Annotated in this window: 23 protein-coding genes; all 23 read right to left on the bottom strand. The window is 59.4% G+C overall.

Annotated features, from left to right (window positions below; translation table 11 throughout):
• Positions 1-114 precede the first annotated feature (114 nt).
• The 23 genes from IPL32_20580 to IPL32_20470 all read right to left on the bottom strand — a co-directional run bounded on the left by IPL32_20580 (position 115) and on the right by IPL32_20470 (position 10,164).
• The gene (locus IPL32_20580; protein ID MBK8468218.1) at positions 115-663 is read right to left on the bottom strand and encodes a hypothetical protein; all 549 of its coding nucleotides are present in this window, start codon (positions 661-663) and stop codon (positions 115-117) included.
• A gap of 446 nt (positions 664-1,109) precedes the next feature.
• Complete coding sequence (locus IPL32_20575) at positions 1,110-1,283, bottom strand: hypothetical protein (GenBank protein ID MBK8468217.1); 174 nt, start codon at positions 1,281-1,283, stop codon at positions 1,110-1,112.
• A 165-nt stretch (positions 1,284-1,448) separates the two neighbouring features.
• A complete protein-coding gene (locus IPL32_20570) occupies positions 1,449-1,586 on the bottom strand; it encodes a hypothetical protein (protein MBK8468216.1) in 138 nt (45 codons plus the stop codon).
• 48 nt (positions 1,587-1,634) lie between these two features.
• Positions 1,635-1,805 (bottom strand): hypothetical protein, encoded by a 171-nt coding sequence (locus IPL32_20565; protein ID MBK8468215.1) that lies wholly within the window; start codon positions 1,803-1,805, stop codon positions 1,635-1,637.
• Positions 1,806-1,996: 191 nt separating this feature from the next.
• A complete protein-coding gene (locus tag IPL32_20560; protein ID MBK8468214.1) occupies positions 1,997-2,422 on the bottom strand; it encodes a hypothetical protein in 426 nt (141 codons plus the stop codon).
• Positions 2,423-2,507: 85 nt separating this feature from the next.
• Positions 2,508-2,900: a hypothetical protein gene (locus IPL32_20555; protein MBK8468213.1), complete on the bottom strand. Its 393-nt coding sequence runs from the start codon at positions 2,898-2,900 to the stop codon at positions 2,508-2,510.
• The gene (locus IPL32_20550; GenBank protein MBK8468212.1) at positions 2,870-3,775 is read right to left on the bottom strand and encodes a hypothetical protein; all 906 of its coding nucleotides are present in this window, start codon (positions 3,773-3,775) and stop codon (positions 2,870-2,872) included. Before IPL32_20550 ends, IPL32_20555 begins: the two co-directional genes overlap by 31 nt.
• Positions 3,745-4,296 carry a hypothetical protein gene (locus IPL32_20545; protein MBK8468211.1) on the bottom strand — a complete coding sequence of 184 codons (552 nt, stop codon included), beginning with the start codon at positions 4,294-4,296 and terminating at the stop codon, positions 3,745-3,747. Before IPL32_20545 ends, IPL32_20550 begins: the two co-directional genes overlap by 31 nt.
• A complete protein-coding gene (locus IPL32_20540; GenBank protein MBK8468210.1) occupies positions 4,256-5,044 on the bottom strand; it encodes a hypothetical protein in 789 nt (262 codons plus the stop codon). The genes IPL32_20545 and IPL32_20540 overlap by 41 nt, the downstream gene beginning before the upstream one ends.
• A 12-nt stretch (positions 5,045-5,056) precedes the next feature.
• Complete coding sequence (locus IPL32_20535) at positions 5,057-5,296, bottom strand: hypothetical protein (protein ID MBK8468209.1); 240 nt, start codon at positions 5,294-5,296, stop codon at positions 5,057-5,059.
• On the bottom strand, positions 5,293-5,496 hold the full coding sequence (locus IPL32_20530) for a hypothetical protein (protein MBK8468208.1): 204 nt from the start codon (positions 5,494-5,496) through the stop codon (positions 5,293-5,295). Before IPL32_20530 ends, IPL32_20535 begins: the two co-directional genes overlap by 4 nt.
• Positions 5,480-5,671, bottom strand: a complete 192-nt coding sequence (locus IPL32_20525; protein MBK8468207.1) for a hypothetical protein — start codon at positions 5,669-5,671, stop codon at positions 5,480-5,482. Before IPL32_20525 ends, IPL32_20530 begins: the two co-directional genes overlap by 17 nt.
• 95 nt (positions 5,672-5,766) lie before the next feature.
• A complete protein-coding gene (locus tag IPL32_20520) occupies positions 5,767-6,174 on the bottom strand; it encodes a hypothetical protein (GenBank protein ID MBK8468206.1) in 408 nt (135 codons plus the stop codon).
• Positions 6,171-6,371 (bottom strand): hypothetical protein, encoded by a 201-nt coding sequence (locus IPL32_20515; GenBank protein ID MBK8468205.1) that lies wholly within the window; start codon positions 6,369-6,371, stop codon positions 6,171-6,173. The genes IPL32_20520 and IPL32_20515 overlap by 4 nt, the downstream gene beginning before the upstream one ends.
• Positions 6,371-6,604, bottom strand: coding sequence for a hypothetical protein (locus IPL32_20510; protein MBK8468204.1), 234 nt, complete (start codon positions 6,602-6,604; stop codon positions 6,371-6,373). Before IPL32_20510 ends, IPL32_20515 begins: the two co-directional genes overlap by 1 nt.
• A gap of 144 nt (positions 6,605-6,748) precedes the next feature.
• Entirely contained in the window at positions 6,749-7,042 is a 294-nt protein-coding gene (locus tag IPL32_20505) for a hypothetical protein (GenBank protein MBK8468203.1), read from the bottom strand.
• A 72-nt stretch (positions 7,043-7,114) separates the two neighbouring features.
• Complete coding sequence (locus IPL32_20500) at positions 7,115-7,393, bottom strand: hypothetical protein (protein ID MBK8468202.1); 279 nt, start codon at positions 7,391-7,393, stop codon at positions 7,115-7,117.
• A gap of 165 nt (positions 7,394-7,558) precedes the next feature.
• Positions 7,559-7,876: a hypothetical protein gene (locus IPL32_20495; protein ID MBK8468201.1), complete on the bottom strand. Its 318-nt coding sequence runs from the start codon at positions 7,874-7,876 to the stop codon at positions 7,559-7,561.
• Positions 7,877-7,992: 116 nt separating this feature from the next.
• Positions 7,993-8,280: a hypothetical protein gene (locus IPL32_20490; protein MBK8468200.1), complete on the bottom strand. Its 288-nt coding sequence runs from the start codon at positions 8,278-8,280 to the stop codon at positions 7,993-7,995.
• On the bottom strand, positions 8,264-8,671 hold the full coding sequence (locus IPL32_20485) for a hypothetical protein (GenBank protein MBK8468199.1): 408 nt from the start codon (positions 8,669-8,671) through the stop codon (positions 8,264-8,266). The genes IPL32_20490 and IPL32_20485 overlap by 17 nt, the downstream gene beginning before the upstream one ends.
• Positions 8,672-8,864: 193 nt before the next feature.
• Complete coding sequence (locus tag IPL32_20480) at positions 8,865-9,191, bottom strand: hypothetical protein (protein MBK8468198.1); 327 nt, start codon at positions 9,189-9,191, stop codon at positions 8,865-8,867.
• On the bottom strand, positions 9,158-9,472 hold the full coding sequence (locus IPL32_20475; protein ID MBK8468197.1) for a hypothetical protein: 315 nt from the start codon (positions 9,470-9,472) through the stop codon (positions 9,158-9,160). The genes IPL32_20480 and IPL32_20475 overlap by 34 nt, the downstream gene beginning before the upstream one ends.
• Before the next feature lie 164 nt (positions 9,473-9,636).
• The gene (locus IPL32_20470; protein MBK8468196.1) at positions 9,637-10,164 is read right to left on the bottom strand and encodes a hypothetical protein; all 528 of its coding nucleotides are present in this window, start codon (positions 10,162-10,164) and stop codon (positions 9,637-9,639) included.
• Positions 10,165-10,427 lie beyond the last annotated feature (263 nt).

Raw genomic sequence — 10,427 nt, 5'->3', positions numbered from 1 at the left:
CGATAGGCTCGTCACACCGCCCACCACCTCCGTCTTCCCAATCACCTCCACTTCCCCTAACTAGTTTCCGCCGCGGTCACTTGGTCGTTACGCTTTTCACTACCTGGGCTTGACCTAAATGATCGTGAGACTCGTGTTCACCGTCTCCGACAACGTCGCCTCGTCCGCGGATCCATATCGCATCGTCCACACTTCTGTCCCGACTCTCCTGACTTGCCCGTGTCTGATGGTCGTACCGTCCACCATCACCCCTAAACGCCTCATTGTCCAACCGCCCGTTCGATAGCGTGTCCCCACAATCTGTCCAGCCGCGTCACGCCGCGGCGTTCGCACATTCTGGTTTTGCTCGCTCACCGTCCGCCCTGTGTCGCGCTCACCAACTGTCCCACTCGGTTGAACCCATACAGCACCGTCGTCACACTGTGGTTCCACCCGTGCGATAGGCTCGTCACACCGCCCACCACCTCCGTCTTCCCAATCACTCCAATTTCCAACCAGTTTCCTCGCCGCGTCACTCGTCGTTACGCTCTTCACCACCTGCGCTTGACCCAAAATGATCGCATACGTGTTCACCGTCTCCGACAACGTCGCCTGGTCCGCATCCATATCGGCAGTCCACACTTCTCGTCCTGACTCCATTTCGGTTCGTGTCCGATGTGTCATACCTGTCCACCATCACTCCCGTAAACGCCGCCTCATTGTCCAACCGCCCGTTCGATAGCGTGTCCCCCACAATCTGTCCAGCCGCGTCACGCCGCGGCGTTCGCACATCCTGGTTTTGCTCGCTCACCGTCCGCCCTGTCGCGCTCACCAACTCGTCCCAATTCGGTTGAACCCATACAGCACTGTCGTCACACTGTGGCTCCACCTGTGCGATAGGCTCGTCACACCGCCCACCACCTCCGTCTTCCCAATCACCTCCAATTTCAACCAGTTTCGCCGCGTCACTTCGTCGTTACGCTTTCACCACCTGCGCTTGACCCAAAATGATCGTGATACGTGTTCACCGTCTCCGACAACGTCGCTCCGTCCGCATCCATATCGCATGTCCACACTTCTCGTCCTGACTCCCATTTCGGTTCGTGTCCGATGTGTCATACCGTCCACCATCACTCCCGTAAACGCCGCCTCATTGTCCAACCGCCCGTTCGATAGCGTGTCCCCCTATATAATTGGTCCAGCCGCGTCACGCCGTCGGCGTTCGCACATTCTGGTTTTGCTTCGCTCACCGTCCGCCCTGTCGCGCTCACATTAAACTCCTGATCCCACTCGGTTGAACCCATACAGCACTGTCGTCACACTGTGGCTTCCACCCGTGCGATAGGCTCCGTCACACCGCCCACCACCTCCGTCTTCCCAATCACCTCCAAAATTTCCCTCCAACCAGTTTCGCCGCGTCACTCGTCGTTACGCTCTTCACCACCTGCGCTTGACCCAAAATGATCGTATTACGTGTTCACCGTCTCCGACAACGTCGCCTGGTCCGGCATCCATATCGTCCACACCCTCGTCCCTGACTCCCATTTCTGGTTCGTGTCCGATGTGTCATACCTGTCTACCATCACTCCTGTAAACGCCGTCCTCATTGTCCAACCGCCCGTTTTCGATAGCGTGTCCCCACCTGTCCAGCCGCGTCACGCCGCGGCGTTCGCACATTCTGGTTTTGCTTCGCTCACCGTCCGCCCTGTCGCGTCACTCAACTGTCCCACTCGGTTGAACCCATACAGCACTGTCGTCACACTGTGGCTCCCACCGTGCGATAGGGCGTCGTCACACTCGCCCACCACCTCCGTCTTCCCAATCACCTCCTACCTCTCAACCAGTTTCGCCGCGTCACTCGTCGTTACGCTCTTCACCACCTGCGCTTGACCCAAAATGATCGTGTGTTCACCGTCTCCGACAACGTCGCCTGGTCCGCATCCATATCGCACGTCCACACTTCCTCGTCCTGACTCCCCATTTCGGTTCGTGTCCGATGTGTCATACCCGTCCACCATCACTCCCGTAAACGCCGCCTCATTGTCCAACCGCCCGTTCGATAGCGTGTCCCCCACATCTGTCCAGCCGCGTCACGCCGCGGCGTTCGCACATTCTGGTTTTGCTCGCTCACCGTCCGCCCCGTCGCGCTCACCAACTGTCCCACTCGGTTGAACCCATACAGCACCGTCGTCACACTGTGGCTCCACCCGTGCGATAGGCTCGTCACACCGCCCACCACCTCCGTCTTCCCAATCACCTCCAATTTCCCCCAACCAGTTTCTGCCGCGTCACTCGTCGTTACGCTCTTCACCACCTGCGCTTGACCCAAAATGATCGCATACGTGTTCACCGTCTCCGACAACGTCGCCTGGTCCGCATCCATATCGTTACGTCCACACTTCCTCGTCCTGACTCCCATTTCGGTTCGTGTCCGATGTGTCATACCCGTCCACCATCACTCCCGTAAACGCCGCCTCATTGTCCAACCGCCCGTTCGATAGCGTGTCCCCACAATCTGTCCAGCCGCGTCACGCCGCGGCGTTCGCACATTCTGGTTTTGCTCGCTCACCGTCCGCCCTGTCGCGCTCACCAACTGTCCCACTCGGTTGAACCCATACAGCACTGTCGTCACACTGTGGCTCCACCCGTGCGATAGGCTCGTCACACCGCCCACCACCTCCGTCTTCCCAATCACCTCCAATTTCCCCAACCAGTTTCGCCGCGTCACTCGTCGTTACGCTCTTCACCACCTGCGCTTGACCCAAAATGATCGCATACGTGTTCACCGTCTCCGACAACGTCGCCTGGTCCGCATCCATATCGTACGTCCACACTTCCTCGTCCGGACTCTCGTTTCGGTTCGTGTCTGATGTGTCATACCCGTCCACCATCACTCCCGTAAACGCCGCCTCATTGTCCAACCGCCCGTTCGATAGCGTGTCCCCACAATCTGTCCAGCCGCGTCACGCCGCGGCGTTCGCACATTCTGGTTTTGCTCGCTCACCGTCCGCCCCGTCGCGCTCACCAACTGTCCCACTCGGTTGAACCCATACAGCACCGTCGTCACACTGTGGCTCCACCCGTGCGATAGGCTCGTCACACCGCCCACCACCTCCGTCTTCCCAATCACCTCCAATTTCCCCCCAACCAGTTTCGCCGCGTCACTCGTCGTTACGCTCTTCACCACCTGCGCTTGACCCAAAATGATCGCATACGTGTTCACCGTCTCCGACAACGTCGCCTGGTCCGCATCCATATCGTACGTCCACACTTCCTCGTCCCGACTCCCATTTCGGTTCGTGTCCGATGTGTCATACCCGTCCACCATCACTCCCGTAAACGCCGCCTCATTGTCCAACCGCCCGTTCGATAGCGTGTCCCCCACAATCTGTCCAGCCGCGTCACGCCGCGGCGTTCGCACATTCTGGTTTTGCTCGCTCACCGTCCGCCCCGTCGCGCTCACCAACTGTCCCACTCGGTTGAACCCATACAGCACCGTCGTCACACTGTGGCTCCACCCGTGCGATAGGCTCGTCACACCGCCCACCACCTCCGTCTTCCCAATCACCTCCAATTTCTTCCCAACCAGTTTCGCCGCGTCACTCGTCGTTACGCTCTTCACCACCTGCGCTTGACCCAGAATGATCGCATACGTGTTCACCGTCTCCGACAACGTCGCCTGGTCCGCATCCATATCGCACGTCCACACTTCCTCGTCCCGACTCCCATTTCGGTTCGTGTCCGATGTGTCATACCCGTCCACCATCACTCCCGTAAACGCCGCCTCATTGTCCAACCGCCCGTTCGATAGCGTGTCCCCACAATCTGTCCAGCCGCGTCACGCCGCGGCGTTCGCACATTCTGGTTTTGCTCGCTCACCGTCCGCCCCGTCGCGCTCACCAACTGTCCCACTCGGTTGAACCCATACAGCACCGTCGTCACACTGTGGCTCCACCCGTGCGATAGGCTCGTCACACCGCCCACCACCTCCGTCTTCCCAATCACCTCCAATTTCCCCCCCTTCCGTTTTGCCGCGTCACTCGTCGTTACGCTCTTCACCACCTGCGCTTGACCCAAAATGATCGCATACGTGTTCACCGTCTCCGACAACGTCGCCTGGTCCGCATCCATATCGTACGTCCACACTTCCTCGTCCCGACTCCCATTTCGGTTCGTGTCCGATGTGTCATACCCGTCCACCATCACTCCCGTAAACGCCGCCTCATTGTCCAACCGCCCGTTCGATAGCGTGTCCCCCACAATCTGTCCAGCCGCGTCACGCCGCGGCGTTCGCACATTCTGGTTTTGCTCGCTCACCGTCCGCCCCGTCGCGCTCACCAACTGTCCCACTCGGTTGAACCCATACAGCACCGTCGTCACACTGTGGCTCCACCCGTGCGATAGGCTCGTCACACCGCCCACCACCTCCGTCTTCCCAATCACCTCCAATTTCCCCCCCAACCAGTTTCGCCGCGTCACTCGTCGTTACGCTCTTCACCACCTGCGCTTGACCCAAAATGATCGCATACGTGTTCACTGTCTCGGACAACGTCGCCTGGTCCGCATCCATATCGTACGTCCACACTTCCTCGTCCCGACTCCCATTTCGGTTCGTGTCCGATGTGTCATACCCGTCCACCATCACTCCCGTAAACGCCGCCTCATTGTCCAACCGCCCGTTCGATAGCGTGTCCCCCACAATCTGTCCAGCCGCGTCACGCCGCGGCGTTCGCACATTCTGGTTTTGCTCGCTCACCGTCCGCCCCGTCGCGCTCACCAACTGTCCCACTCGGTTGAACCCATACAGCACCGTCGTCACACTGTGGCTCCACCCGTGCGATAGGCTCGTCACACCGCCCACCACCTCCGTCTTCCCAATCACCTCCAATTTCCCCCACACCAGTTTCGCCGCGTCACTCGTCGTTACACTCTTCACCACCTGCGCTTGACCCAAAATGATCGCATACGTGTTCACCGTCTCCGACAACGTCGCCTGGTCCGCATCCATATCGTCAGTCCACACTTCCTCGTCCCGACTCCCATTTCGGTTCGTGTCCGATGTCATACCCGTCCACCATCACTCCCGTAAACGCCGCCTCATTGTCCAACCGCCCGTTCGATAGCGTGTCCCCACAATCTGTCCAGCCGCGTCACGCCGCGGCGTTCGCACATTCTGGTTTTGCTCGCTCACCGTCCGCCCCGTCGCGCTCACCAACTGTCCCACTCGGTTGAACCCACACAGCACCGTCGTCACACTGTGGCTCCACTCGTGCGATAGGCTCGTCACACCGCCCACCACCTCCGTCTTCCCAATCACCTCCAATTTCCCCCCCCAACCAGTTTCGCCGCGTCACTCGTCGTTACGCTCTTCACCACCTGCGCTTGACCCAAAATGATCGCATACGTGTTCACCGTCTCCGACAACGTCGCCTGGTCCGCATCCATATCGTACGTCCACACTTCCTCGTCCCGACTCCCATTTCGGTTCGTGTCCGATGTGTCATACCCGTCCACCATCACTCCGTAAACGCCGCCTCATTGTCCAACCGCCCGTTCGATAGCGTGTCCCCACAATCTGTCCAGCCGCGTCACGCCGCGGCGTTCGCACATTCTGGTTTTGCTCGCTCACCGTCCGCCCCGTCGCGCTCACCAACTGTCCCACTCGGTTGAACCCATACAGCACCGTCGTCACACTGTGGGCTCCACCCGTGCGATAGGCTCGTCACACCGCCCACCACCTCCGTCTTCCCAATCACCTCCAATTTCCCCCCAACCAGTTTCGCCGCGTCACTCGTCGTTACGCTCTTCACCACCTGCGCTTGACCCAAAATGATCGCATACGTGTTCACCGTCTCCGACAACGTCGCCTGGTCCGCATCCATATCGTATGGTCCACACTTCCTCGTCCCGACTCCCATTTCGGTTCGTGTCCGATGTGTCATACCCGTCCACCATCACTCCCGTAAACGCCGCCTCATTGTCCAACCGCCCGTTCGATAGCGTGTCCCCCACAATCTGTCCAGCCGCGTCACGCCGCGGCGTTCGCACATTCTGGTTTTGCTCGCTCACCGTCCGCCCCGTCGCGCTCACCAACTGTCCCACTCGGTTGAACCCATACAGCACCGTCGTCACACTGTGGCTCCACCCGTGCGATAGGCCCGTCACACCGCCCACCACCTCCGTCTTCCCAATCACCTCCATTTCCCCCTAACCAGTTTCGCCGCGTCACTCGTCGTTACGCTCTTCACCACCTGCGCTTGACCCAAAATGATCGCATACGTGTTCACCGTCTCCGACAACGTCGCCTGGTCCGCATCCATATCGTACGTCCACACTTCCTCGTCCCGACTCCCATTTCGGTTCGTGTCCGATGTGTCATACCCGTCCACCATCACTCCCGTAAACGCCGCCTCATTGTCCAACCGCCCGTTCGATAGCGTGTCCCCCACCCGTGCGATAGGCTCGTCACACCGCCCACCACCTCCGTCTTCCCAATCACCTCCAATTTCCCCCCAACCAGTTTCGCCGCGTCACTCGTCGTTACACTCTTCACCACCTGCGCTTGACCCAAAATGATCGCATACGTGTTCACCGTCTCCGACAACGTCGCCTGGTCCGCATCCATATCGTAGCGTCCACACTTCCTCGTCCCGACTCCCATTTCGGTTCGTGTCCGATGTCATACCCGTCCACCATCACTCCCGTAAACGCCGCCTCATTGTCCAACCGCCTGTTCGATAGCGTGTCCCCCACAATCTGTCCAGCCGCGTCACGCCGCGGCGTTCGCACATTCTGGTTTTGCTCGCTCACCGTCCGCCCCGTCGCGCTCACTAACTGTCCCACTCCTTCGGTTGAACCCATACAGCACCGTCGTCACACTGTGGCTCCACCCGTGCGATAGGCTCGTCACACCGCCCACCACCTCCGTCTTCCCAATCACCTCCAATTCCTCAACCAGTTTCGCCGCGTCACTCGTCGTTACGCTCTTCACCACCTGCGCTTGACCCAAAATGATCGCATACGTGTTCACCGTCTCCGACAACGTCGCCTGGTCCGCATCCATATCGGATGTCCACACTTCTCGTCCTGGACTCCCATTTCGGTTCGTGTCCGATGTGTCATACCTGGTCCACCATCACTCCCTGTAAACGCCGCCCTCATTGTCCAACCGCCCGTTCGATAGCGTGTCCCCCATTAATCCGTCCAGCTGCGTCACGCCGCGGCGTCGCACATTCTGGTTTTGCTCGCTCACCGTCCGCCCTGTCGCGCTCACCAACTGTCCCACTCGGTTGAACCCATACAGCACCGTCGTCACCACTGTGGCTCCACCTCGTGCGATAGGCTCGTCACACCGCCCACCACCTCCGTCTTCCCAATCACCTCCAATTTCCCCAAACCAGTTTCGCCGCGTCACTCGTCGTTACGCTCTTCACCACCTGCGCTTGACCCAAAATGATCGTGACATGTGTATCACCGGTCTCCGACAACGTCGCCTGGTCTGGCATCCATATCGTACGTCCACACTTCTCGTCCTGACTCCCTTTTCGGTTCGTGTCCGATGTGTCATACCTGTCCACCATCACTCCTGTAAACGCTGCCTCATTGTCCAACCGCCCGTTCGATAGCGTGTCCCCACTATTCGTCCAGCCGCGTCACGCCGCGGCGTTGGCACATTTTGGTTTGCTCGCTCACCGTCCGCCCCGTCGCGCTCACCAACTGTCCCACTCGGTTGAACCCATACAGCACTGTCGTCACACTGTGGCTCCACCCGTGCGATAGGCTCGTCACAACGCCCACCACCTTCCGTCTTCCCAATCACCTCCAATTCCCCCAACCAGTTTCGCCGCGTCACGTCGTTACGCTCTTCACCACCTGCGCTTGACCCAAATGATCGCATACGTGTTCACCGTTCTCCGACAACGTCGCCTGGTCCGCATCCATATCGACGTCCACACTTCTCGTCCTGACTCCCATTTCCTGCTCGTAGTCCGATGTGTCATACCTCGTCCACCATCACTCCCGTAAACGCCGCTCATTGTCCAACCGCCCGTTCGATAGCGTGCCCCACACCCTGTCCAGCCGCGTCACGCCGCGGCGTTCGCACATTCCTGGTTTTGCTCGCTCACCGTCCGCCCCGTCGCGCTCACTAACTGTCCCACTCGGTTGAACCCATACAGCACTGTCGTCACACTGTGGCTCCACCAGTGCGATAGGCTCGTCACACCGCCCACCACCTCCGTCTTCCCAATCACCTCCAATTTCCCCAACTGCTCGTTCCGCCGCGTCACTCGCGCTCTTCACCACCTGCGCTTGACCCAAAATGATCGCATACGTGTTTCACTGTCTCTGACAACGTCGCTTGGTCTGCATCCATATCGACGTCCACACTTCCTTCGTCCTGACTCCCATTTCGGTTCGTGTCCGATGTGTCATCCCCGTCCACCATCACTCCCGCAAACGCCGCCTCATTGTCCAACCGCCCGTTCGATAGCGTGTCCCCACAATCTGTCCAGCCGCGTCGCGGGTGCCGCGGCGTTCGCACATTCCTGTGTTTTGCTCGCTTCCCGTCCGCCCCGTCGCGCTCACTCAACTGTCCCACTCGGTTGAACCCATACAGCACCGTCGTCACACTGTGGCTCCACCCGTGCGATAGGCTCGTCACACCGCCCACCACCTCCGTCTTCCCAATCACCTTTCCCAATTCCAACCCCCGTCGCGTTCACTCGTCGTTACGCTCTTCACCACCTGCGCTTGACCCAAAATGATCGGATACCGTGTTCACCGTCTCCGCGACAACGTCGCTTGGTCCGCATCTATTCGCATGTCCACACTTCTCGTCCTGACTCCCATTTCTTCCGTGTCCGATGTGTCATACCCGTCCACCATCACTCCCAACGCCGCCTCATTGTCCAACCGCCCGTTCGATAGCGTGTGTCCCCTATTAGTCTGTCCAGCTCGTCACGCCGCGGCGTTCGCACATTCCGTTTTGCTCGCTCACCGTCCGCCCTGTCGGCGCTCACCAACTGTCCCACTCGGTTGAACCCATACAGCACCGTCGTCACACTGTGGCTCCACCCGTGCGATAGGCTCGTCACACCGCCCACCACCTCCGTCTTCCCAATCACCTCCAATTTCCCCAACCAGTTTCTTGTCGCGTTCCACTCGTCGTTTACGCTCTTCACCACCTGCGCTTGACCCAAAATGATCTGCATACGTGTTCACCGTCTCCGACAACGTCGCCTTGGTCCGCAATCTCCATTTTGATGTCCACACTTCCTCGACCTGGACTCCCTTTTCGTGTCCGGTGTCTGTCCCCGTCCACCATCACTCCCGTCGCCCTCATTGTCCAAAGGCCGCCCGTTCGATAGCGTGTCCCCTCATTGTCTCCGTGTCCAGCCGCGTCACGCCGCGGCGTTCGCACATTCTGGTTTTGGTCGTTCACCGTCCGCCCCTGTCGCGTCTCACCAACTGTCCCCAATTTTGTTGAACCCATACAGCACCGTCGTCACACTCCGTGGTCCACCCGTGCGATAGGCTCGTTCACACCGCCCACCACCCTCCGTCTTCCCAATTCACTTCCCCCCAACCAGCTCCGCGTCATGCTCGTCGTTACGCTCTTCACCACCTGCGCTTGACCCAAAATGATCGCATACGTGTTCACCGTCTCCGACAACGTCGTCTGGTCCGCATCCATATCGCACGTCCACACTTTCCTCGTCCCGACTCCCATTTCGGTTCGTGTCCGATGTCATACCGTCCACCATCACTTCCGTAAACGCCGCTCATTGTCCAACCGCCCGCTCGATAGCGTGTCTCCCCTGGCCCGTCCAGCCGCGCGTCACGCCGCGGCGTTCGCAATTTCTGGTAATTTGCTTCGCTCACTGTCCGCCTGTCGCGCTTCACCAACTGTCCCACTCGGTTGAACCCATACAGCAATGTCGCTTCACTCTGGTTCCCCTTGTGCGATAGGCTCGTCACACCGCCCACCACCCCCCTCTTCCCAATCCCCTCCAATTCCCAACCAGTTTCGCGCCACTCGTCGTTACGCTCTTCACCACCTGCGCTTGACCCAAAAATGATCGTATACGTGTTCACTGTCTCCGACAACGTCGCCTGGTCCGCATCCATATCGGATGTCCACACTTCCTCGTCCTGACTCCCATTTCGGTTCGTGTCCGATGTCATACCCGTCCACCATCACTCCCGTAAACGCCGCCCTCATTGTCCAACCGCCCGTTCGATAGCGTGTCCCCACACTCCGTCCAGCTGCGTCACGCCGCGGTGTTCTCCGTACATTCTGGTTTTGCTCGCTCACTGTCCGCCCCGTCGCGCTCTCACCAACTGGTCCCACCTCGGTTGAACCCATACAGCACCGTCGTCACACTGTGGCTCCACCCGGTGCGATAGGCCCGTCACACCGCCCACCACCTCCGTCTTCCCAATCACCT

Source organism: Chloracidobacterium sp. (assembly GCA_016711345.1).
Lineage (GTDB): Bacteria > Acidobacteriota > Blastocatellia > Pyrinomonadales > Pyrinomonadaceae > OLB17.
This window is presented reverse-complemented; position numbering and strand designations above follow the sequence as displayed.